Origin of the sequence: Microcoleus sp. S28C3 (genome assembly GCF_036700785.1) — a bacterium.
GTDB classification, from domain to species: Bacteria; Cyanobacteriota; Cyanobacteriia; order Cyanobacteriales; family Microcoleaceae; genus Microcoleus; species Microcoleus asticus.
Map to the genome: position 1 here is coordinate 104305 of NZ_JAUBPO010000001.1, position 24006 is coordinate 128310.

The 24006-nt window shown below is 45.7% G+C and carries 21 protein-coding genes and 1 pseudogene; 10 read left to right on the forward strand and 12 right to left on the reverse strand.

The genetic code is table 11. The features are described from left to right. Positions 1-73: 73 nt before the first annotated feature. From QUA13_RS00445 to QUA13_RS00470, 6 genes are all read right to left on the reverse strand, one after another. Positions 74-847 (reverse strand): class II aldolase/adducin family protein, encoded by a 774-nt coding sequence (locus QUA13_RS00445; protein WP_333195774.1) that lies wholly within the window; start codon positions 845-847, stop codon positions 74-76. Positions 848-909: 62 nt separating this feature from the next. Beyond that, positions 910-1581 (reverse strand): hypothetical protein, encoded by a 672-nt coding sequence (locus QUA13_RS00450; protein ID WP_333195776.1) that lies wholly within the window; start codon positions 1579-1581, stop codon positions 910-912. 172 nt (positions 1582-1753) lie between these two features. After that, complete coding sequence (locus tag QUA13_RS00455; protein WP_333195778.1) at positions 1754-3019, reverse strand: NAD(P)/FAD-dependent oxidoreductase; 1266 nt, start codon at positions 3017-3019, stop codon at positions 1754-1756. Between the two features lie 24 nt (positions 3020-3043). Continuing rightward, positions 3044-3202 carry a rubredoxin gene (gene rd / locus QUA13_RS00460; RefSeq protein ID WP_333065750.1) on the reverse strand — a complete coding sequence of 53 codons (159 nt, stop codon included), beginning with the start codon at positions 3200-3202 and terminating at the stop codon, positions 3044-3046. Between the two features lie 273 nt (positions 3203-3475). Then, on the reverse strand, positions 3476-4243 hold the full coding sequence (locus QUA13_RS00465; protein ID WP_333195779.1) for a ChaB family protein: 768 nt from the start codon (positions 4241-4243) through the stop codon (positions 3476-3478). 315 nt (positions 4244-4558) lie between these two features. Then, positions 4559-4765, reverse strand: coding sequence for a DUF433 domain-containing protein (locus tag QUA13_RS00470; protein WP_333195781.1), 207 nt, complete (start codon positions 4763-4765; stop codon positions 4559-4561). A gap of 79 nt (positions 4766-4844) precedes the next feature. Here QUA13_RS00470 and QUA13_RS00475 point away from each other — a divergent pair, with 79 nt between their 5' ends. From QUA13_RS00475 to QUA13_RS00490, 4 genes are all read left to right on the forward strand, one after another. Further along, on the forward strand, positions 4845-5534 hold the full coding sequence (locus QUA13_RS00475; RefSeq protein WP_333195782.1) for a polysaccharide deacetylase family protein: 690 nt from the start codon (positions 4845-4847) through the stop codon (positions 5532-5534). 4 nt (positions 5535-5538) lie between these two features. Then, entirely contained in the window at positions 5539-6525 is a 987-nt protein-coding gene (locus tag QUA13_RS00480) for a DUF6263 family protein (RefSeq protein WP_333195783.1), read from the forward strand. A gap of 162 nt (positions 6526-6687) precedes the next feature. Then, positions 6688-8169 carry an S-layer homology domain-containing protein gene (locus tag QUA13_RS00485; RefSeq protein WP_333195785.1) on the forward strand — a complete coding sequence of 494 codons (1482 nt, stop codon included), beginning with the start codon at positions 6688-6690 and terminating at the stop codon, positions 8167-8169. Between the two features lie 181 nt (positions 8170-8350). Then, positions 8351-9136 (forward strand): transposase, encoded by a 786-nt coding sequence (locus QUA13_RS00490; protein WP_333195787.1) that lies wholly within the window; start codon positions 8351-8353, stop codon positions 9134-9136. A gap of 239 nt (positions 9137-9375) precedes the next feature. Here QUA13_RS00490 and QUA13_RS00495 read toward each other — a convergent pair whose 3' ends face one another. Further along, positions 9376-9591, reverse strand: coding sequence for a hypothetical protein (locus QUA13_RS00495; protein WP_333195789.1), 216 nt, complete (start codon positions 9589-9591; stop codon positions 9376-9378). A gap of 362 nt (positions 9592-9953) precedes the next feature. Here QUA13_RS00495 and QUA13_RS00500 point away from each other — a divergent pair, with 362 nt between their 5' ends. Beyond that, positions 9954-10628 (forward strand): acetoacetate decarboxylase family protein, encoded by a 675-nt coding sequence (locus tag QUA13_RS00500; RefSeq protein WP_333195791.1) that lies wholly within the window; start codon positions 9954-9956, stop codon positions 10626-10628. A gap of 37 nt (positions 10629-10665) precedes the next feature. Next, positions 10666-11097: a VOC family protein gene (locus tag QUA13_RS00505; RefSeq protein WP_333195793.1), complete on the forward strand. Its 432-nt coding sequence runs from the start codon at positions 10666-10668 to the stop codon at positions 11095-11097. 304 nt (positions 11098-11401) lie between these two features. Here QUA13_RS00505 and QUA13_RS00510 read toward each other — a convergent pair whose 3' ends face one another. Further along, positions 11402-11881: an orange carotenoid protein N-terminal domain-containing protein gene (locus QUA13_RS00510; protein WP_333195795.1), complete on the reverse strand. Its 480-nt coding sequence runs from the start codon at positions 11879-11881 to the stop codon at positions 11402-11404. Between the two features lie 284 nt (positions 11882-12165). Between QUA13_RS00510 and QUA13_RS00515 the strand changes: the two genes are divergently transcribed. Beyond that, positions 12166-12753: a Uma2 family endonuclease gene (locus tag QUA13_RS00515; RefSeq protein WP_172186032.1), complete on the forward strand. Its 588-nt coding sequence runs from the start codon at positions 12166-12168 to the stop codon at positions 12751-12753. An 86-nt stretch (positions 12754-12839) separates the two neighbouring features. Here the strand turns inward: QUA13_RS00515 and QUA13_RS00520 are convergent, their stop codons facing one another. Both QUA13_RS00520 and QUA13_RS00525 read right to left on the reverse strand, forming a co-directional pair. Continuing rightward, positions 12840-15971, reverse strand: coding sequence for an MFS transporter (locus QUA13_RS00520; protein WP_333195797.1), 3132 nt, complete (start codon positions 15969-15971; stop codon positions 12840-12842). A gap of 515 nt (positions 15972-16486) precedes the next feature. Then, complete coding sequence (locus QUA13_RS00525) at positions 16487-16879, reverse strand: hypothetical protein (protein ID WP_333195799.1); 393 nt, start codon at positions 16877-16879, stop codon at positions 16487-16489. Between QUA13_RS00525 and proS the strand changes: the two genes are divergently transcribed. The 3 genes and pseudogenes from proS to QUA13_RS00540 all read left to right on the forward strand — a co-directional run bounded on the left by proS (position 16878) and on the right by QUA13_RS00540 (position 21377). After that, complete coding sequence (proS, locus tag QUA13_RS00530; RefSeq protein ID WP_333195800.1) at positions 16878-18683, forward strand: proline--tRNA ligase; 1806 nt, start codon at positions 16878-16880, stop codon at positions 18681-18683. The genes QUA13_RS00525 and proS overlap by 2 nt on opposite strands. A 187-nt stretch (positions 18684-18870) precedes the next feature. Continuing rightward, positions 18871-19206 (forward strand): annotated as a pseudogene (locus QUA13_RS00535) (adenylate/guanylate cyclase domain-containing protein); the annotation flags it as partial. Between the two features lie 107 nt (positions 19207-19313). Next, positions 19314-21377, forward strand: a complete 2064-nt coding sequence (locus QUA13_RS00540; RefSeq protein WP_333195801.1) for an adenylate/guanylate cyclase domain-containing protein — start codon at positions 19314-19316, stop codon at positions 21375-21377. Between the two features lie 78 nt (positions 21378-21455). On the opposite strand, the gene rpmB is transcribed toward QUA13_RS00540, so the two are convergent. Further along, positions 21456-21692, reverse strand: a complete 237-nt coding sequence (gene rpmB / locus QUA13_RS00545; RefSeq protein ID WP_006634309.1) for a 50S ribosomal protein L28 — start codon at positions 21690-21692, stop codon at positions 21456-21458. Between the two features lie 160 nt (positions 21693-21852). Next, the gene (gene htpG / locus QUA13_RS00550) at positions 21853-23841 is read right to left on the reverse strand and encodes a molecular chaperone HtpG (RefSeq protein WP_172186028.1); all 1989 of its coding nucleotides are present in this window, start codon (positions 23839-23841) and stop codon (positions 21853-21855) included. Between the last annotated feature and the right edge of the window lie 165 nt (positions 23842-24006).

Consider the following 24006-nt stretch of genomic DNA (forward strand, 5'->3'; position numbering starts at 1 on the left):
TAATACCCCCTTCATTCTTTATTAGCCACAGGCGGGCTGTGTTTGTATAGTAGCGGTTTCAACCGCCGAGTTTCTAATCTAATAAGTCTGGTTCCCGGCGAACAATCATGTCATAAAGCGGTTGAAAGCTAAACCATCCCATGCGGTGAGACCCTACTTGCTGCTGTGTCAAACTCGCACATTCTGGCTTGATGAGAATTGGTTTTCCCGCTGCTTCTGCCATTAACTGCGCTTGACAAGAACGTTCCATTGAAATAAACCACCAAGCGGCTTCATCTACTGTTTGACCTACTGTTAACAGTCCGTGATTTTGTAAAATAATAGCTTTTTTCTCACCTAAAGTTTTGGCGATGCGTTTAGCTTCTTCGATTTCCAAAACAACTCCGGTGTAATCGTCAAATAAAGCTTGGTCTTCATAAAAAGAACAAGCATCTTGCGTCAGCGGGTCAAGCAGGCGGCCCAAACTCGACCAACTTTTGCCGTAGGGAGAATGAGCGTGCGCTGCTGCGATTACGTCGGGGCGGGCGCTGTGCACTTGGGAATGAATGGCAAAAGCTGCTTCGTTTACGGGTTTATTTCCTTCAACAACTTCGCCTTTGTGGTTGACTAAAATTAGGTCGCTAACTCGAATTAAACTAAAGTGCATTCCAAAAGAATTGACCCAGAAATGGTCGAGGTGTTCGGGGTCGCGGACGGTGATGTGTCCGGCAATTCCTTCGCTGAATCCGAAGCGGGCAAATAATCGAAATGCGGCCACTAAACGCTGTTTGCGGTGGCGGCGTTCTTCTTCAATTGAGTTGAATGCCGGGGGTTGAAGTGTAACTTTGGGGATTTTTAATGCGACCATATATTTTATTTTGTCATGGGAAATGGGTAATTGTTAATTGTGGCGCAGGCATCTTGCCTGTCCTACTGACTGGCGACTTCACTGAGGCGCAAACCTGATATATTTTGGCAGTCGAAAGTGGCGTTGTTCCCGGGGTGGCGCTCGATTAATTCGATAATTTGTCCGGCGGGGTTTTGCAGAAACCACTGGGTTAATGAGCCGTAATCTAAGGGTCGATCGGACAGGGGTTTGAAGTTTTTATTTTGCCATATTGTAGCAGCATTCTGCACGTTTTCGACTCGAATCGCAACGTGGTGAACTGCTGCTAATCCTCTTTCTTGCTGAAAGCGGTTTTTTTGGTCGCCGGCTGCGTGGGGCGCATCTAATACTACTAAGCCGCCCGCTGGCATTAATAAGGTCATTAAATGCAGCCACAAATCGGAGGGAACGTTAATGTTTTCCGAACAAAAGTTGATCGGGAATAAGTCGGGGCCTTCAACTGTTTTGGCGCCGAAGGGGCGAAAAGATTTGGCGTATTTTTCGAGTTCGGTTCGGGTGGGAAATGTGATGACAAAGTGGTCGATCGCAACTTGTTCGCCGTACAGGTGCGTTTCAAATGTCCAGGCTGTTAAAAATTCGGGAGTGATAAATTTGGGGTTGAATTCCAGCAAGCCATTTTTTTCGATGAAAGGTGAGTCAAGATGGCTGTCAAGGTTGCGATCGAACTTTAGGGTTTGTAGATTCAAGTTTTTCATCTGTCTTCCCCGATGTTAACTCCGCAAAACTGCGAATTTTGTCTGCAAGCCGAAGTCAATGCACATTTAGTGCGCCTTAATTCAAAAATAACACAAAATTTAATACAGGCAAACCGATCGCGCGATCGCAACTCCTAAACCTTTACACAGCAAATATTCCCCAATCTAAAATCTAAAATCTAAAATCGGATGGTTTGCCGATCGCGTTCCCGGCCAACCACGCCGTAGTCCAAGCACTTTGGAAGTTGAAACCGCCCGTCACGCCGTCGATATCCAAGATTTCGCCAGCAAAGAAAAGTCCGGGACAGCGGCGGCTTTCCATTGTCTTAAAATCGACTTCTTTGAGGTTGACACCGCCGCAGGTGACGAATTCTTCTTTAAATGCGCCTTTTCCGGCAATTTGATATTCGCCTTGAACGAGTTCTTGCAGGAGGCGATCGAGGGTTTTGTTAGATAAGTCTGCCCAGCGTTTTTGCTCATCAATGCCGATCGAACTTGTCAAGCGTTCCCAGAGGCGGCGCGGCATCGGAAACGGACAGCTAGAAACTATCAATCGGTGCGACAACTGCGACTTAACCGCTAGCAGTTGCTGCCGCAAAACTTCCGCATTGTACTGGGGAAGCCAATTAATCAGCACAGATGTTTTATAATGGCGATCGTGCAAAAATCTCGCACCCCAAGCCGAAAGTTTGAGTACAGCAGGCCCGCTTAAACCCCAGTGAGTAATTAGCAAAGGCCCGCTTTGTTCTAATTTAGCTCCCGGCAATTTCACCTTAGCATTAGGAACAGAAATTCCGGCTAAATCTTTGATTCTGTTGTCGCAAATATTAAAAGTAAATAGAGAAGGAACGGGCAGTTCTACAGTATTACCTAACTCTTTTGCCCACTTAAAACCCGAAGGATTGCTGCCTGTAGCGAGAAGAATGCGATCGCACTTAAAACTCTCCCCCGACTTCAACTCAATTTCAAACATAGGGGCGGTGTCCTCCTGTTCGCCCTCTGCGGTGTTGCCCGTTAATTTCTTTACTGAAACTACTGCATCGCCGGTGCGAATTTTTACGCCTGCATCCTCAGCAGCCCGGATCAAACAGTTAACAATTGTCTCCGAATCGTCGGTGATCGGAAACATTCGCCCGTCTTCTTCTGTTTTCAACTTCACACCGTGACCGGCAAACCATTCTACAGTATCGCGCGGTTGAAATCGAGTAAAAGCACCGCGCAGAGCTTTCCCACCTCTGGGGTAATTCTGCACTAAAACACCGGGGTCAAAACAAGCGTGAGTGACGTTGCAGCGCCCGCCGCCAGAGATGCGAACTTTTGCCAGGAGTTGCCGGCCAGCTTCTAATAAAGTGACGCGGGCCTGCGGGTAGGTTTTGGCACAGGTAATTGCACTAAAAAAACCAGCAGCACCGCCGCCGATGACTGTAATTTTGAGCATTCGATCGGACAAATTTTTTCTCGCTTATTCTGGTTCAAAATCGGATTTTGCCGCCCCGCAAGTCGGACAAACCCAATCGTCGGGGATATCTTCAAAGGGTGTACCGGGAGCTATGCCTCCGTCGGGGTCGCCTTCTGCTGGGTCGTAGACGTAATTGCAAACTGTACAAACGTATTTTTGCATTTGCTTAACTCAATTTGATATTGTAAGCCTATAGATTGTACTTGACAACGCAACCTAGTGCAATACCCATTTCCAAACGTAATGCGACTTTCGGCCATTCCCAAATTATTAAAAATTTACTTTGTCAAAATTATAAAATCTAAAATTTAATTAAGTGTTGCACAAATCTAAAATTTAAAATCTAAAATCTAAAATCTAAAATCGTCAAAGCCTCCAGAACCGAAGTTCGAGAGGCTTGATTGTATTTTTTATTAATTTACTGCGATTGGAAGACTAGACTTTTGCTAAAGGCTTAGTCCAAACGCCGTTTTCATCTTCTTCATACTGCTGGTGAATGGCGTTCCAAGCCGTGTGTTCAGCTTGTATCGAGTCGTTGCTTTCGTCAAATGCGGCGTTGTAGGATTCCATAAAGGTTTTTTGAGCAGCTTCCGACAGGTGCGATCGCACTTCTGGAGACAAATCTGCCGCACTATTGCAGCGACCTTTAACGGCGCGCGGCAGGGTCATTTCGCTAACTGAAACTTCTTCGCCACCTGCACTTTCTAGCAAGAGTTGAAATTCGCCCGATTTATCTGCGGGAACTTCTGCCATCACCAGAAATTCACCTGCTTCAACGCGGGTTTGATAGATAGTTGCTTTGTCTTCGGGCATTCCCAAAGCGACCAAAGCGGAAACTAGACCCGCACCGGCAGAACCTGCGATCGCGCCGCTAGCTGCACCCAACAGTACAGCACCCAGCGGGCCCGCCGAGACTACTGCACCGACAAAGGGAATAAACAGCACGCCGACGCCAGTTAGCAAACCCAAAAAAGAACCGAATAAGGAACCAAAAATCGCCCCGCTTCGCAGACCGCCTAATATCACATCTTTTTTAGTAATAAAGCCGGCAATTTTAGTTTTAGATTGAAAGTTTTTTCCCATTACTGAGATGTGGTCGCGGGAAACTCCGCGATCGAGCAACCGCCGAATTACACCGTCTAATTGTTCTTCTTCCTTAAATACGGCTGAAACTGTTCGTTCGGCTAAATATTCCTCGGTCATTGTTCCTCCTTGATCGTTTATCGATTAGTTATGCTGGTTTTCAGTATAGGAGAACGCTGTAGGGCGATCGCATCGACCGTGAGATAGAGGTAGATGAATGGGAGATAGTTTGAGGCTCTATCAAAAGAGTTAAGGGATTTTTTAAGGGCGGATTACTCATCTATTACAGATAGTTATTTAGCACTCATATAACATTACAAATATTCTCATTATATTTTATTGTAACGGTTTAACTTTTATTGTTTGTTCAGATTGATCGGACTCACACTCAGCCTTTTCTGCTGCTATATCCGCGTCAATTTTGTCTTGATTCGCCTAAGAGTAGGCTAGTAAACCATAAATTTGTATTGGCGATAAAGTCAAGTGCAGTTTTTCATCCATGATTTGTTCTGGAGTGAGCGCAGCATTAAAATCAATAGCAATATTTTTTACGGTAATTCCGGTTTTGGCGAGGCGCTGGTGGCTGCCGCAAGTTCCCGGCGTGCTGACAATTAGCGTTCCAATATCAACGGCAGTTGTCATATTTACCTCGATTGAGTTAACTTTATTTTATTGTAACGCAGCTTCATTTCTACCCGATCGCATTTATCAAGGTTAATCAATGCCACTAGCACCCCTGTTTCCTGTCGTTCATCCCATCCTCAAATCTGCTTTTCCCAGATGTCTGTGGACGGGAGATATCAACAGCCGAGAAATTGCCCTCACATTTGACGACGGCCCGCACCGCCAGCACACACCTCAAGTGTTAAAAGTTTTAGATAAATACGACATCAAAGCTAGTTTTTTCTGGCTGGGATTTTGCGTTGACAGGCATCCAGAAACGGCTAAGGAAGTTTGCGATCGCGGACACTGGATCGGCCTCCACGGCTACCAGCATATATCGTTTGCCAAACTCAAAACTCACGAACTAAAACAAAGTTTAGAAGACACGCAAAAGGCAATTGCCAAAGCTTGCAATTTGGAGCCAGAATTGATCCGGGATGTGCGGCCGCCCAACGGCATTTTTACACCGCGAACATTAGAGTTATTGCAACAGTGGGAATATCGCCCCGTAATGTGGAGTGTCGTCCCAGAAGATTGGGTACGGCCGGGGGTTAGGAAAGTTATTAGTCGGGTCGTGCAGCAAACTGAAAACGGCTCAATTATTGTACTTCACGACGGCTATTGCGGTGGCGAAGATGTTGCAGCTTCGGCTGATAAAATAATTCCATTACTTTTGTATAAAGGTTACAAATTTGTGACAGTCGATCGACTGTGGCAACAGGCAAACATTCAAATAACAGGAAATTAAATTAATGAAAAAAACACTGTTTATTACGTCTCTTTGTTTAGCGAGTGCCGGATGGGCGATCGAGCTTTCTCCTGTTTCCCTCAGTGCTGAAGCTCCACTTGTAGTGGAGCAGCCAGCCCCTGGCGTATCCGCGCCTGCTCCCAACTCGAAAACCCCGCAAGTGGAACTGCTAAATCCGGGAGTGGAACCACGACAGGAACTGCGTTTGAAGCCAGCTATCGATGTCAAAGAAACAAGTGTTATGACCGTAAAAATGGATGTGGAAATATCCGCATCCGGTCGGTCTTCGCCTGAGGGTAAAATTCCAATATCGGTGATGACTTTCGAGACAAAAGTCACTAAAATTGATCCCAACGGCGATATTCACTACGAGTTTGCTTATACTAACTCAGATATCACCGGTGATACTGGAAATATGCCGCCAGCCGCGCGAGATGCCATACGTTCCGCACTCAAAAGCATAGTCGGAGTGAAAGGCTCTTTCATCATGGACAATCGCGGTTTTCATAAAGGAGGTGACATTATTTTGCCCGAAGGAGCTGACAACAGCCTTAAACAAATGGTTGGACAAATGTCTAAATCTCTAGAACAACTTGCCTCGCCGCTGCCTGCAGAAGCAGTCGGAAAAGGAGCCAAATGGCGCGTTTCTTCTTCCTCTGATTTCAGTGGCATGAATGTGAATGACATTGCTACCTATGAATTGGATAGCTGGCAAGATGGAGTTGTCTCTATGAATGTAAGTATAGAGCAGCAAGCAAACCCCCAAAATATTACCTCTCCCCTACTGCCTGCTGGAACTACCTTAACCCTCAAATCTTTTAGTTCTCAGGGTCGGGGAAAAGTTACAGGGCGCTTGGATAGATTAATTCCTTTTCGCTCTACTGTGTCTATTAGTTCAAATAGCGAAATGAGTGCTAAAAATGCTGGCAGCGCAGAAGAATCAACAATCACAACAAAAATGGCGATGGAGATGACTTTAGAGTCGAAGTAAGCTTTATTATACCAACTCTAAAAAGTAGGGGCACGGCAGTGCTGTGTCCTTAGTCGCCGGTAAAATTTTAATAAATGGTATTAAATCGGGCTAAGATACTGGATATTATATAAAATTTCCAAAAGTTTCGATCGCCAATTTGTAAGTAGAGGAGTCTGTTCTATGATTCGATCGCACAGATGGCAAGCTATCATCGCTTTAGTGGTAGCCCTGGGAATAATCATCGGGAATTTAGTGTTTCCTGGCCTGAATGTAGCGCCGGCATTTGCTCAAGCCAAATTTAAGGATGTTAACGACCATTGGGCGCAAGCTTGCATTGAAGAGTTAGCAGAGAAAAAAATTATCAGCGGCTACTACGAAGACGGCAGTTTTCGCCCGAATCGCCCTGTCAGCCGCGCTGAGTTTGCGGCGATGGTTCGGAGGGCTTTTCCCGATGCGAAAACCGTCCGCAATCCGATCGACTTTGCAGATATTCCTACAAATTACTGGGGTTTTAAAGCAATTCGAGAAGCTTATCAAACAGGTTTTATGTCTGGATACAGCGGGAGTATTTTTAACCCGACTTTGAATATTCCCCGCTGGCAGGTTTTGGTAGCTTTAAGCAGCGGGTTGAAATATACACCTGCGGGGTCGGCGGCTGAGATTTTGGATGCGACGTTTGAAGATGCGCGGGATATTCCCGAACTCGCAAGAAATGCGATCGCCGCCGCCGCAGAAAAACAACTTGTGGTCAATTATCCCGCCGTCAAACAGCTAGAACCTACACGCAATGCTACTCGCGCCGAAGTAGCAACTTTTCTCTGTCAGGCGATCGCCAAACCCGGTCAAACTGCCTTAGTTCCTGCCCAATATATCGCCCAAGTTCCGGCGAATATCGGTCCCCCGAGAACAACAGAAATCTCGGAAGCGGGGAAAGTTCGGGCGGAAGTTTCTTTCGTAAAAGAAGCAGAAAATGCTAAAAATCTCCGCATCAAAATTATCCGCGACGGTAAAACTTTATTGGAAGAACCAGTGCTGATTTCGACTCGTTCTCTAGTAGATAATCCCGATCGAAGAGCCAGCGAAGAAGTATCAGAAGGACGTTTTTTATCGCTGCTAATTCGCGATTTGGACGGCGACAAGGAACCGGAAGTGCTAGCAGATTTAGTGTCAATCAAAAGCGGCGTCCGCTGCTGCAATTATTCGTTTATTTACCGCTACGATTCCGGCGCTAACAAATACACTCATATCAAGCATTTCTGGGGCAATGTGAGTTACGAAATTGTCGATTTTGGCAAAAATGATATTCCAGAGTTTAAGAGTCAGGACGGGCGATTTGCGGAGGCTTTTACAAATTATGCTGATTCTCGCTTCCCGCTGCAAGTTTGGCAGTACAGCGCCGGAAAAATGCAAGATGTTAGCAAACAGTATCCGGTGGAAGTATACACGAATTCTGCTGAGCTTTGGCTGGAATCTAACAAGCGTCTGAGTGAAAATGGGGAGGTGAAGGGGGTTTTGGCGGCCTTCATGGCGAGCAAGTATGTCATGGGTCAGGAGGCGGAAGGTTGGCAATTGTTGGAGAGGGTTTATCAAGGGCGCGATCGCACTCAATTCTTTGGGAAGTTGCGGGAGTTTTTGGTAAGTACGGGTTATGCTAGTAAGTAGATTTGCAGGTTTTTTACCGCAGATGAACTCGGATAAACGCTGATAATATCTGTAGGGGCGGGTTTCGCCAAAAAGTTTGTATTCCCGCAGATAAGATTGAAGTCAAAACCAAACCTTTAGAGACTATCTATCACTCCTTATCTTTGTCTGCCGCCTTCCTTCTAGCGCCATCCATAACATTATGCCCCGCCAACCCCGTCAACTCCAAGCTGGATATTGTTATCACGTCACGACTCGTTGCAATAATCGGGAATTTCGTCTGACTTCAACCGAGTGCCGCAATGTATTTCTCTACGCTATTCGTAAGGCGATTGGCAAGTTCAAGTTCAAGCTGTATGCACTTTGCATTATGTCTAACCACGTCCACTACCTTTTGGAACCCGTGGAACCTGAAGATTTACCCAAAATTATGCATTGGTTGAACTGGTACACAGCCATGTGCTTCAACCGGATGCTCAACCGCACAGGGCATTTTTGGGAAAAGCGATACTACAGCAGTGGGTTTGATCAAAAAGACCACAACAGGGCGTTAAATACTCTACGGTATATCCACGCTAACCCGAAGTCGGCTGGGATGAGGCAGGGGTTTTTCTACAATTTCAGTAATTATGGCAGCTACGACCGTCTCACTAATGATGGACTGACCGAGTGGCATCCTTCGTTCTTAGCATTGGGGCGCACTCTGGATGAATGCGCCCACAAGTACCGAGGGTTTTGTCGGAGGTACAAACCCCAACCCAAGTCTCAAAAGCGAAAGCGCAGCCACTGGGGAAGTAAACTGCTGCCCGTTGTGAGTCAGCCCAAGGGGAAGAAATCTGCAATCGGACAGATGACACTACCTTGGGCTTTTTGGGAGCCACCCCCAGAAGCAATTTCTCTCGTTGCCGAAAAGTTTGTGCTGGCTAACGGCTACCCCAACCCCACAGTGCCAGATATCGGAAAAGCTCCAGGGGGAGGGGGAATTTGAGAGCTGAACAGGGGACGGGGGAACAGGTCGAGAATCTCTTCCTTGACTTTTCTAACTTTTTTGGTTACGGTTAACGCAACGTTTCTGCTGTTACGACGTAACGTGTATACGATCTCGATCTATTTCTTTTTTTGGCGCTTCCATTCGTCTGGATCTCTGTTTCTCTCTTCTCTACATCCGGTAAACTTCCCCCCACACCCCCCCCCACATAAGATCCTCCCATCTTACCTCGTACCCCACTACCCCCATCTTCTCCCCCATCTATCTCCGCCACTACCCCCATCTTCTCCCCCATCTATCTCCGCCCGATTTCCCTCCCTTAATCGATTTTTAATCGGACTAACAACATCCCCAACTTCTTCACCAACTTTTGTGGCTAGTTGTTGCACATCGTCAAGTTCCACCAGTTCTTCCTTGGCTTGGGACGCTTCGGGTTGGCTGTTTTCCTCATTCATGGGTTTTTTCCTCATAAAATAATAATACCATGGATGTGATTATCTTATAGCACACAATTTTTTTTTTTTGTAAACATTTTTTTTTTATTTTTTTTGTTGTTGTTGTTTCGTTTAGGGATTGGGCTTTTTGCCTGTAAGAGGGATTGGGCTTTTTGGGAGCCAACCTCCCAAGAAATTTCGCTCGATTGCCCAGAAGTTTGTGCTGGCTAACGGCCCTTTGCTCGACCACTGGCAGATTTCACCAAATTACATCGAGAGAGCTTGATTGAGCTGTTAGATCGGGATGATCCAATCGAGTTGGCATCTTACTCAACTTTCCCAGGTAAAATAAATATAAAATATCAGACATTACATCACTTAAAATGGTATACCCACCTGCACCTTGGAATCTGCAAGGTTATGCTGTTCAGACTTTACAATTGGTAGATGTGGCACGAGTGCGCCCCTTGGTTCCCTCTGAGTTAGAAATTGTCTCTTTATTGCCCGGAAAAACCCTAGCTGGCATTTATATATCCTCCTACGGGTTGGGTTCGGTAATGGAGTACAATGAGTTAATTGTAGTTAGCGCGATCGCCAATTATGCCGGAAAATGGGGCGCTTGGATTTCCCACATCTACGTAGACAATCCTAACTCGGTAGCAGGCGGGCGCGAAATTTGGGGGCTTCCTAAAGAATTAGCTACATTTAGTTGGGAAGGCAGCGATTCGGTAAAGGCCGCACCCCTAGGCTACCGCGTCACAGTTCGCCAAGAAAACCGTCAACTGTGCTGTCTTAATTACAGCAAGCAAACTTTAGCCTTACCCCTGCCTTTCAGCGGAAAGGTTTTCAGCGCGAACCGCAGCAATTTGCTGTTGTTTAAAGGAGAACTTAAATCTAGAATCGGCTTGATTAGAGGCCAGTTAGAAGTGGCAGAAGAAAGTCCTTTTGCCAGTGTAAACTTAGGTCAGCCTTTGCTAACTTTTGGCTGCGAAGATATGCGTTTTACCGCAGGTGTGCCGCAAATAGTGGGGAACAGAGCTGCTGAATTCAGCTATTAGCGGTAAAATTTGCGTACATTATAGGAGGAAACTTCAAATGAGCGATATTGGTTTTACCCACATTGCACTTTCTGTTAGCGATGTAGACAAAAGCATCTCGTTTTACGCGAAGTACGCTGGCCTCAAAGTGGTTCACCGCCGTGTAGATCCAATTAAATTATTAGATGTTGTTTGGATTTGTGATTTAATTCGACCGTTCGTCATTGTGCTAATTAAAGCACCATTAGTGGATGGCAAACTTTTACCACATTCCCATCTCGGCGTCGCCTGCGAAACTCGTGAAAAAGTCGATCGCCTTTGCAGTGAAGCTGAGTCAGAAGGGCTTTTATTGAACGGCCCTAATGACTCGGAACCTCCTGTCGGTTACTGGGCTTATCTCCGAGACCCGGACGGTCATACGCTGGAAATTTCCTACGGTCAAGAAGTTAACTCACTGTTAGAAAACTTATTAGCGCAGGCAAAGTTATGAGGTCAATCGATTTTAGATTTTAGATTTTAGATTTTAGATTGAAGCATTGACCCCACCGATAAATTCGGGGGGCAAGTTTCATCGGATACAGGTTTTTTATTTCTCGACGGATGAATCCCGGGGCTTGTATCCTGGATGCTTTCGGTCAGGCATTAAGTTTTATAGAGATGCTTTGCAACGCTTGTGAATGACCGTATTACGTTGAAATGCGTCCACGGCTGCTAGATTGAGCAACCCCAGCTAATTTAATCATAAATTAACCGGGGTTGCGGGCAATTAATTCGCTCAGTAATTACTAATCTTTTTAAATGCCAGCCCCCGGAGCGGCTTCAGCACCCATTTCTAAAATTGTACCGCGAAGGAAATCAATTTGCTGCTGGAAGTCCATGCCCTGAATCTTTCCTAGTAAAGCTTGTCCTGCTTCGGGAAGTTTATAGTCGGGAGGCACAGGAATAATAGTTCCTTCGTCCATTCCTACTGCTAGAAAATACCAAAAAGCCAGCTTGGTTTCAGGACTCATTGAGCCGTACATCCGGCTGATTTCTGTATTGGCATTTGAGGCAATGTCGCGCATTACTTGTAGTTGTTCAGGGTGGGGCAGCGGCTTGACTTGCTCGAACAAACCCTGAGCGATTTCCGCACCGGAAGCACCGGGAGCCGCTGGCGTTATTGACTTGCCCATTTCGGTGTAAACAAACCACAGCAAACCTAATTGGTCGTCTACACTCAAGCTCTTAATATCAGCTTTTCCTTGGTCGTAAGCACCGGCAGAAGTAAATGTCATTCAAGCCTCCAAAATAATATGTATTGCTCAGCTTTCTTATTTAGAAAACTTCTTTTTGCTACTTAGTTAAAGTACCTAATAAATAGTGATGCTAGAATCTTGCTTAAGGCAGATATGATCCCGGACATAAGTTCGTCGAGTAAACTCACCAAAATTTGGGAAATTTGCAACCAAAGGATGAGGCAAATTTGACAAGATTGTTGTGAGCGGTGCTCCTGTTTAGCATTGTTTAGCCGATCGACGATCGCCTATAATCGCAAAAGACCTGTATTGAGGTGGCTGTTATGTCGATCGCAACTGCAAAACGCTTCACCATAGCGGAATATCACCGCCTGACAGAACTGGGGTTCTTTGGTGAGGACGATCGAGTTGAGTTAATTAATGGAGAACTTGTGAAAATGGCAGCTAAAGGTACCGCTCACGAAACCTGTCTGAGAAGATTATTGCGGGAATTAAGCGCCATAGTAGCAGAGCGGGCAACTTTACAGTGTCAATCTCCCATCGTTTTACCGACAAACAGCGAACCTGAACCTGATTTTTCGCTCGTACAAAATCGCCCTGACGACTATCTATCCTCTCACCCCTGTCCAGGGGATATACTGTTGCTGATTGAGATTGCAGATTCTTCTTTGAGTTACGACAAACAGGTTAAGCTCCCCCTTTATGCTGAAGCCGGAATCTCTAACTATTGGATATTTAATTTATCACAAACTTGCTTGGAATGTTACAGCGAGCCCTATCAGAATGCCCCAGGCCAATTTGGTTATCGCAGGACGCTGATTTTTCTGCCCAACGAGTCTGTTAATCTGCCTTATTTTCACGACTTGGCGCTCGATTTATCGAGAGTGTTTCCGCCAACTATAGAATCCTGAAGGACTCTGATATTATTCCCAAGAAAATAGGCTGGCAAACAGCCAGCCTAGAATCAGGAGAATTTTATTTCAAACTCGTTGAAAATCTAGCTAAACAAACCCGAAATCCCGCCGACTGCTATTGCTCCAGCCAAAGCGGAAACAACCACAGAAGTCAGAGCCGTACCGAACAGCCACCAAGCTGCAGCTGCTGCCGCTTCGCGCGCATCTTCTGCTTGCTGCTTGGTCTTTTTCTTGAGCTGTTTAATGCGTTTTTTCGCTTCATCTTGCAGGCGTTCCGATCGCAATAAAACGCTGTCCCGGGCTCCTTCCATTTGGTCAACAATTCGGTGAGCGTCAGTCTCGGATATATCGGAACGAGAACTCAGCAGGGCAACTAAAGTACCGCGATCGAACTCACCTAAACGCTCTTTAATCGCGTCAAATCCTGCCTGCGGGTCATCAAACACTTTGCGCAAGTCGCGCTTGATGCCTTCGTAGTTGAGCTCTGGTCGATCGAGCGAATTGAGGTAATCCCGAATTTTCGCGAAAATACCGTCGATTGCTGACTGAAACTTGTCCTGAACCATTTGAACTTGTTCCACAATTTGGTTGCGGACAGATTCAATTTGGTCGGCAATTCTGTTAGCTTCCTCTTCCGAGATGTCTTCTCGCTGCGACAGCAATGCTACCAGAGTCGATCGATCGAAGTGCTTCAGGCGATCGCCCAAACTTTGCATCCCCATTCCCGGCTCGCTAAAGAGCAACTGCAAATCGCGTTTGATGCTTTCAGGATTGAGTTCTTCCTTGTCCGTATTCCGCAAGTAATTTTCCAAATTTCCTTGGAAATCCCGGACTGTTTTTTGAGCGCGAGATGCCAAGCGGCGGGGCGATTTCACGATGCTGCGAATCGAATCTTGCACGCGATCGATCGTCCGATTGATCTGTTCTTCGCTCAAATCTTCCCGCTGCGAAAGCAGCTTGACTAAAGTTTCGCGATCGACCTGAGAAAGTCTTTCCCGAAGTGCTAAAGTACCCTCTTTCGGATTTTCAAACAATTTGGTCAAATCTCGATTGATGCCTTCTGGATCGAGTTCTTCCAGGTTTGTATTCCGCAGGTACTCGCCAATTTTTGCAGTAACTTCCTCGTACTGTTGCTTAGCTCTATCTGCAACTATTTGCGGCGCGTGGATAATGTTGTCGCGCACAGATTCTATCCGGTCGATCGCCTGATTTATCTGTTCTTCGCTGAGGTCTTGGCGCTGTGACAGCAACTGCACCAGCGTATCGCGGTCGAATTGAGACAAGCGTTCTCTCAGCGCTTTAAATCCCGCTTCCGGGTCGTTTAACAGCGTTTGAAACTCGCGCTCGATCGCTTCAGGATTGAGTTCTTCCTTATTAGTATTGCGGAGATAGTCTTCTACCTTTTGCCGCAATTCTTGCGCTTTCGATTTTGCTTGCTCTTGCAATTCTTGAGCTCTAGAAATCACGCGATCGCGCGAACTTTCGAGCCGCCCGATTAACTGATCGGCTTCCTCTGGACTGAAATCTTCCCGCTGACCGAGCAACTGCACCAAAGTATCGCGGTTAAACTGAGACAGGCGATCGCGCAAAGCCTCAAAACCAGCATCCCGATCTTCCAAAAGCGCTTGGAAATCCCGTTCGATACCTTCAGGATTCAATTCTTCCTTGCCGGTCGATCGCAAATAATTTTCAATCCGGCTGCGCAAATCTTGAGACTGTTCTTCACCTGCAGCATCTCGCACAATTTCCAACACTTCTTGTCGGACACCTTCAAGCTGTTCGGCAATTTCCGTCACCTGTTCGGGAGCAAAGCCCTCGCGGCGGCTGAGAATTCCTACAAAATAATCGGGGTTAAACAGCTCTAACTGGCGCAAAACGGCCCCGGGAGAAGCTTCCGGGTCGTAAATCACATCCCTAAATTCCTGCTTGATTGTCTCCCGGTTGAGATGCCAAGGTTGGGCATTCAGCAAGTAGTTTTCCACATCAGCCTTAGCTGTATTGAAAGGCAGCGCAGGCACTTTTTCGCCCACCTTAGAAGCCAAAGATTTAGCTTGTTCCGTCCCTTTGGCTGTCAGTTGCTGCAACTGACCGGAGATTTTTTCAACATCTAAATCCGACAAATCCGTCCGCGACAAAACAGTGCCCACAAGAGCTTCCACACCCAACTGCATCGCTCGCTTCATGCCGCTGGTGGATTCCGATTTGTTTTCCCTACTTTCCAGAATTTGAGACAGCTTGGCGTTGAGTTCGTCAGACTTCAGCAAATCAGGAGCTGCAAACTTGAGAAAATTAACTAACTCTAAATTCGGGTCTTTCTGCTCTTGCTGCTTGCCAAAAGTTTGCTTCCAAACGCCTTCGAGTTGGTCAGCAATTTGATTTATTTCCTCTTGAGAAAAGTCTGTGCGACTTTTAACTAAATCCACAAAAGTCTGGCGGTTAACATTCTTCAGAACGTCGCTTCCCGCAAGAGATTTGATATCTGCATCGCCCAGCAACTTTTCAAATTGACCGCGAATTTCCTTAACATCTAGTTTCGGTAACTGCAAAGAACCCACATAATCTTGCAGTGTTTCGCGAATGCTATCCGGGTCTACCGCCGAACTCAATTCGCGGCGGACAGCGGCAACAGATGCCTCTACAGTGTTGACCATTTGGTCGCTGGCCATCTTGCCCCCGATCGCTGCACCGGCAGTACCCATGACGCCTTGAACGCCTGAAAAAGCAGTTTTTATCAAGGAACCGATCATGGAACCGACGGCGCTAGAACCGAGCCACACCAGCGTTAAAAAGTACGCCGACCAAATGACTACACCAATAATTGCCGCTCCGTCTACCGAGGCAATTGAAGTTAGTTTGACTGCCAGAAAACAAGCCAAAAATAAAGCCAGGTTAACTGTGACTAAAATCCAACCCCCGACTAGACCTTCAGTCTTACGAATTTTAGTGCCTAAACTTTTGGAATCATCATCATCGTCATCGTCGGGTAAAGCCTCATCCCAATTTGAGATTTTGGCGGCGATCGAGAAATTTGTTAACAGGAATTGGAAGCCGAAAGCCATAATGACTCCGGCGATTAATGCAACGAAAAACTGCGGGCTTAAAAACATCAGCCCTCCGATATCGGGGTGGTCAAATGTCGCATCTATTTCTACTGGCATTTGGGCAATATTGAATTTGGGACTGTACTGCGAAATTAATAACTCGCTTTCAAACATAAATTACCTCCTACAGTTTTATGCCTAACTCGGCATAGCGAAACTTGACCCCAAATTTATTCATAGGGGATTTTGTAATGTTTAGATGGTGGTTTTTTTTGGTCTGGCTTAATCTTACGGAAGCCCTTATTAATGAAATTAGGATGAGTAGTAAATCAGTTCTATAGTGATCTCATCCTTGCTACTTATTATGCCTGTGGAAGCTAAAAAATAAATCCGTCTAAAGTCAGAAATTAGTTTTTATGCGAATGGTAGCAGCAGAGTTCGCATAAAAGCTGCAAGTTTGAGGCGGGGGGCGATGCCACCAATTATCTCTAGTAGTAAAGTGCGAGGCACTTCACCCTACATATCGTATAGTGCGCTACCTAGTTAGGATTCTGTTTGATTTTTAGGCTCAAAACGAGCTAGTAATTCCGAGCGGTCGAGCTGCACTATCGTTCGCGTGCGATCGAGGGTTTCTAAATCTAATTGCAGGCAATTCAACAAACATGATATCGGGTGCGCCGCAGCCTAGGCTACGAATTTTTGCTGCAGCATTTTCCCTCACAGTTGCGAATGCTGCGAATACAGCCGTACTCCTCGAAACGTTGACTGTGTTTGCGAACAGTAGGATAGGCCAGTAAATATAAGGGAATTCCGATTATTTTGTAAAGCAATCGACCAGCAGCATGAACAATATCCCAAATTTCGCTTAAATTAGGTTCTCGAACAAATTCTCCTATTTCATCTTTTAAGGCAAGCCACTGAGATTGCACAGTAGGAGAGTGACAATTATCAAATACTGCCATACCTTTTTCGTAGTTTTCCCAAATTTTATTCATATATTTAATCAAATCCGGCTCACGTCTGATAATATCAGAAGTTAATCTGAGATTACAATCATCCGGTATTTTAAGGAAATCAGCCATGCGACTCTCTCAAATGCTTTTTGTCACCCTGCGCGAAGACCCGGCAGAAGCAGAAATTCCCAGCCACAAACTATTACTCCGTGCCGGATACATCCGGCGCATCGGTAGCGGCATTTACGCTTATCTACCTTTAATGTGGCGAGTTCTCAAAAAAGTATCTCAAATTGTGCGCGAAGAAATGGACGCTACAGGCGCTCAAGAATGCCTCCTCCCGCAATTGCAACCGGCCGATTTGTGGCGGGAATCCGGCCGCTGGGATACCTACACTCAAGCTGAAGGTATTATGTTTGCAATGACAGACAGGCAGCAGCGAGAATTGGGACTGGGCCCTACTCACGAAGAAGTAATTACTACAATTGCTAAAGATATGATTCGTTCCTATCGGCAATTGCCTGTACATCTATATCAAATTCAAACTAAGTTTCGCGATGAAATTCGCCCGCGTTTCGGGTTGATGCGCGGTCGCGAATTCATTATGAAAGATGGCTATTCTTTTCACACTAACGAAGAAAGCCTGAAAAAAACTTATCAGGATATGGCTCAAGCTTATAGCAATATGCTGCGCCGATCGGGCTTGCAATTCCGAGCAGTAGATGCTGATTCGGGAGCAATTGGCGGCTCTGGTTCTCAAGAGTTTATGGTGCTGGCAGAAGCGGGCGAGGATGAAGTTCTTTATACTGAAGACGGTCAGTATGCAGCTAATGTGGAAAAGGCTGTCTCCATGCCTGCTGATGTGGAACCCTCGCCCTTTGCAACTTTTGAAAAGCGGGAAACGCCGGGAACTGAAACAATTGATAAACTTTGCAAATTTTTGAAATGTTCTCCGACGCAAGTTGTCAAAAATGTGCTTTACCAAGCTGTTTACGACAGTGGCATCACAGTCTTGGTATTGGTAAGCATTCGCGGCGACCAAGATGTGAATCAGGTAAAGTTGCTGAATGAATTGACGAAGTTAGCGGGCAATTATCAAGCTAAAACTGTTTTATTTTTGACTGTTCCGGATGCGGAAGCTCAGCGGAAATGGGCTGCTAAATCTTTACCTCTCGGTTATATGGCTCCCGATGTTGCTGATGATTATATCGCTGGGAGCAAGGAGGTAAACTCTAAGTTTTTGCGTTTAGTCGATCGCACCGCAGTTGACCTGACAAACTTTGTCACCGGTTCAAACGAATCAGGATATCACGTTGTCGGGGCTAATTGGGATCAAGAATTTCCCCTACCAGCAACGGTTGTAGGTGTCAGGACTGCCAAAAAGGGCGATCGGGCCGTGCACAACCCCGAACAAACCTTGCAAAGTGCCAGAGGCATCGAAGTCGGCCACATCTTCCAATTAGGAACCAAATACTCCCAAGCAATGGGTGCCACCTACACCAGCGAACAAGGCGAAGAAATGCCCTTTCTTATGGGCTGCTACGGCGTCGGCGTGTCGCGGCTAGCTCAATCTGCCGTAGAACAATCCTACGACAAAGACGGGATAATTTGGCCGGTGGCGATCGCCCCGTATCACGCCATCATTAGCATTCCCAACATTTCCGACGCCCAACAAGTAGAAGTCGCCGAAAAACTCTACGCAGAACTCAACAAATCTGGGATTGAAACCTTGCTAGATGACCGCGACGAACGAGCCGGAGTTAAATTCAAGGATGCTGATTTAATCGGCATTCCCTATCGGATTGTTCCCGGTCGTTCGCTGAAAGCGGGCAAAGTTGAAGTCGTGGAAAGAGCAAATCACCAATCACATGAAATTCTCATTGATGAAGTCAATTCTACTTTGAAACAGTGGATTGATGCCGCCATCAAATAAGGCTTTATAATTGGTAAGGTGCGGAGTGCATCGCCTACATTAGCGCGCAACGTATAGGTAAGGTGCGCACTGCGCACCCTACATTAGCTTCCTTCTTCTGGTATGAACTTTAAAGACAAGCTCTGAAATCCCGAAAAACTTAAAACTCGATATAAATCTGAACCTAAATCATTTTCTTCGATTTCCTGCAGTGGCGATCGCACCAATCGCCCTCGATATGCAGCAGGCTATTGCTGAATTCAGAAATAGCCACCATCAAAATTTTAGCATCAGAATAGGCATACACAGCGGCCCGGTTGTCCCTGGAGTAATCAGCCTTAAAAAAATTATTGACGATTGGTGGAAAGACACCGTTAACACTGCTTACCGCATGAAATATGACGGCACGCCTGGGTGCATTTAGGTAACAGCGACAACTTATGAGCGATTGCCAGACAAGTATTTATTGCAAAGTCGCGGCAGAATTGAAGTCAAAAGCCAAGGTGAGATGGACACTTATTTTATTACCGGTATCAAGTTATAGCATAAGTAACAATGAATAAGAAATATAATAACTCATGTTTCAGCAATTAATAATCTCCTAATTTTCGGGTGCGGTTGCTATAGTTAGTTAAAAATATAAAACTCAGTATGAACCCAAACACAAATCTGTTTTTGCGATTTACTCAACCTAGAAATTGGCAATACTTAGCAAAAGTAGCTGCCATTGCTTTTGTTTACGCTTTAGGAGCCAAAATAGCAGTTTCAATCCCAGGCGTAAATAAATTAGCTACCTGCGTCTGGCCGCCCGCAGGAATTGCACAAGCTGCAATGTTATTATTTGGTCGGCGTGTTTGGCCGGGAATAGCTTTAGGCGTATTTTTTTACGAGACTATTAATCTCAATATCTCCATAATAAGTGCAACAATTAGTGCTTTTTGCGCTTGTTTACAAGCTTTGTGTGCATTTACTTTGTTGCATCAACTCAAGTTTCGCCCGTCACTAGATCGGCTGATCGATGTAGTCTATTTAATTTTTGGCGGTGCTGTAGTTGCCACTCAAATCAACTGCACTCTCGGCACGCTGCGCCTCTGTGTAACGGGTTTAGTTGACTGGAGCGAATATTGGCAAATTCGGTGTAATTGGTATCTGGGAGATACATTAGGAGTTTTGATTTTCACTCCATTGCTGCTGATTATATACAAAAATCTAGCGGCACGCAATCCACAAAATACAGGCAGTAAAACAATGGCAAATCGAATTGGTGCCGGAATATGCCTGCTGTTATTAGTAACAGTCAGTTGGCTAGTATACAACTCAAAAAGTGAAGGTAATATCTCCGGTTATCCCCTCGAATACTTGCCATTTCCCTTAGTAATTTGGGCAACCATTCAATTCGGTCAGGGCGGGGCTGTTTTAGCATCTTTCATTGTATCCAGTATCGCAATTTGGGGCGGTTCTCAGGGAGGCGGCCCCTTTATTGCCAAAGCGGAAAATATCAATCAGGCAATCTTATTTTTGCAGGCTTTTATGAGCGTAATTGTAGTTACATCGCTGCTGTTAGCCGCCACAGTAGCCGAACGCGCATTAGCAGAGGATTCGCTGCGGCAAAGCGAAATTAAGTATCGGGAATTAGTCGAAAATGCTAACAGCATTATTTTAAAAATAGATACGGAAGGAAATATTACTTTTTTTAACGAATTTGCACAGAAATTTTTCGGTTACGATGAAAAAGAGATAATTGGCAAACACGCAGTGGGAACAATTATTCCCGAGGTAGATACAAAAGGAAATGACTTGGGAGCAAAGTTGAGAGATATTTTGCAAAACCCAGAACAATACACGCGAAATGAAAATGAAAGTATGCGACGCAGCGGCGAGCTGGTTTGGGTATCGTGGGCAAATAAACCGCTGTTTGACGCGGCAGGAAAGTTCGCGGGAATGCTGGGAGTCGGTACGGATATCACAGAGCGCAGGCGAGCTGAAATGGCGCTTTACAAACTCAATGAAGAGTTAGAATTTAGAGTGAAAGAACGAACTAATGCTCTCAATGATACTTTAAATGCACTGCGAGTTCAACAGGAACAATCAGAACGCTTGTTGTTGAATATTTTGCCTGAAGAAATAGCAAATCGGTTGAAGCGGGGAGACAGTACGATCGCAGACACTTTTGCTGATGTTACTGTCTTATTTGCGGACATAGTAGGTTTTACTCAACTCAGTTCGCGAGTTTCTCCAACGCAATTAGTTTCCTTGCTGAATGACATCTTTTCGACATTTGACAACCTAGCAGAAAGGCACGGTTTGGAAAAAATTAAGACGATTGGCGACGCTTACATGGTAGTTGGAGGGCTGCCAGTTCCTCGCCAGGATCACGCAGAAGCGATCGCAGAAATGGCTTTGGATATGCAGCAGGCAATTACTGAGTTCAGCAATACCCACAGCCAAGCTTTCAGCATCAGAATCGGCATCAACAGCGGCCCGGTTGTCGCCGGAGTCATCGGCATTAAAAAATTTATTTACGATTTGTGGGGAGACACGGTTAACACCGCTTCCCGCATGGAATCCCACGGCAAGCCGGGGTGCATTCAGGTAACAGAGACAACTTATCAGCAATTGCGAGAAAAGTATTCCTTTGAAAACCGCGGCGCGATCGAAGTTAAAGGCAAAGGTCAGATGACTACTTATTTACTGAAATGCAGAAAGTGGCTTTAGTAAAGCTTTTTCTCTAAAAGTAAGGGCGATCGCACTCTCAAGTGTGCGATCGCCCTCCTTTTAATTTAGCTAAGTTTTTTAAAGCTTGTAAAGATTAATTCCAGCTTCCTTCGCCATGATTTCCAAACCCTTGTGTTGCAAGGTTTTAATTGCCTTTGTAGAAAGGTGCAATCTTACCCAGCGCTTCTCCTGCGGCCACCAAACCCGCTTCCACTGCAAATTTGCGTCTTGCAATTTGTGAGTGCGGTGGTGCGAGTGAGAAACTGCAAAACCGTTATTAGCCTTCTTCCCCGTTAGCTGACATTTCCGCGACATATTGCCCTCCAGATTACCGTTTTTTGCGTGCAGCATTTCATTATACCCGAAGGAAGAAGGAAGAAGGAAGAAGGAAGAAGGAAGAAGGCTTGACTTATCCCTTTACCAATAGAAATAAACTCTTGCTCCCCCCTTACTAAGGGGGGGTTGGGGGGGATAATTACATTGCACGTTGAGTCAATTTTGTCAACACTTGATTCGATCGCTCGACAAAATCCTTCATCCCTTCAGCATCGAAACCCTTCTGGGCCATCAAAGCCAAGTCGTAAACGTGGTGACAAATCATACTCGCCAACTCGGCCGAAGGAGACTCCCCGCCGCCTTGAATAATCGCACCCTGACTCAAACTAGCCAGATTTTGAATCAGCGGGTGAGACGTATTCACCAGCAAAACGTGTTCTTCGGGGAATTCGGCCGCTTGCTGCTGCAAAAGCGCCGTCATGTCCCGCATCCGGCGCAAAGCTTCCGGCAAAAGTACGATCGCAGGTGGCGTCGCCTCCGCAGAGTCAGACTTCAAAGCTTCTGTGCGAATGTTCACTTTCGGCTTATTGAGAGCTTTTTGGAACATTTCTTTAACTTGTTCGCTGCGAGTTTTATTCGTCGCCGGATCGACAATTTCCGCTTCTTTCTCTTTGTCAATTAGCGTTTCGTCGATGTCGGAATCAACCCGCGAGAATTTGACATCTGAGTATTCTCTTTCCAAGAAGCTGATAAAGTGCGTGTCGATGAAAGAATCCATAAACAGCACTTCTAAACCTTGGCTTTTGTGCATAGCAACGTAAGTTGCTTGAGACGCCGGGTCGGTACAATAAAACACGCGATTTTCGTGGCGTTTTTGATTGCGTTCCAAATACTCTTTTAAAGTCGTGTAAGGCTGCGTGGAACTAGAATTTTCCGACTTCGGAGTGACATCTTGCCACAAATCTCCTTCCTCTGTTTGCACCTGCACTTCAGGCGTCACAGTTTCTGGCTTCTCGGCTGTTGGTTCGTAGGTACTGCGGTAGATTAAAATATCTTCGACTTGCTTTTTGAACTTGTCATCGTTGAGAGTTCCAAACTTGACAAAAGTGCCGATATCTTGCCAGCAGCGGATGTATTCGTCACGGTCGTCGCGGTAGAGTTCTTTCAGGCGATCGCCCACTTTTTTCGCAATATAATCAGCGATTCTCCGCACAGTCCGATTGCTTTGCAAAGAACTGCGAGAAACGTTCAGCGGAATGTCGGTACTGTCAATGACTCCCCGCAGCGGCATCAAGAATTTAGGGATAATTTCTTCGCAGTGGTCGCTGACAAAAACCTGGTTGCAGAATAGCTTAATATTGCCTTGGGTAACATCGACATCCGGGCGCAGTTTTGGAAAGTAAAGAATCCCGTTGACAATGAAAGGATAATCTGTATTCAGGTGTACCCACAGCAGCGGCTCGTCTTGGAACGGGTAAAGGTAGCGGTACAGTTCTAAGTAATCTTCTTTTTGCAAATTGCTGGCAGATTCCCGCCAAATTGCTTTGTGCTTGTTGAGTTCCTCTCCTTCAAATTTGATGGGAACGGGCATGAAATCGCAGTAAGTTTTGATTAACTGCTTAATGCGACTGGGTTCTACATATTCTTGTTCTTCATCTTGGAGAGTGAGAGTAATAGTAGTGCCGCGTTCCGTGCGGGAGGATTCTGATAGTTCAAAAGCGGGAGAACCGTCACAAGACCAGTGTACTGCTTGGGAGCCTTCTTGGTAAGAAAGAGTATCAATCTCTACTTTCTTCGCCACCATGAAAGAAGAGTAGAAACCGAGGCCGAAGTGACCGATGATTGCGTCGTCGCCGCTGCCTTGGTATTTTTGAATAAATTCTTCTGCGCTGGAGAAAGCGACTTGGTTGATGTATTTTTTTACCTCATCGGCGGTCATGCCGATGCCGTTATCGGAAATTGAGAGGGTTTTGTTTTCTTTGTCGATCGCTATGTTGATTTGCGGTTCGCCCATGTCGCCGCTGTATTCGCCGGAACGGGAAACCATTTTGAGTTTGGCAATGGCATCGACGCCGTTAGAAATTAGTTCCCGCAAGAAGACTTCGTGGTCGGTGTATAGCGACTTCTTGATAATCGGGAAAATATTTTCGGTATGGATTGAGATTGTTCCCTGTTCTAAAACTGTCATAATTTTTCTCTCTGATGACTGCTAATTGCTGATAAGTAGGTAGTTACAAATAAACATTAGATGGAGAGGGCGGGTGAGTGCACTCATCTTCTCGCTTGTATGATAAATTCTTAGCTAAACCCGCCCCTACAAGATACTATGTTTTTTTTCCTTACCTACTTAGCT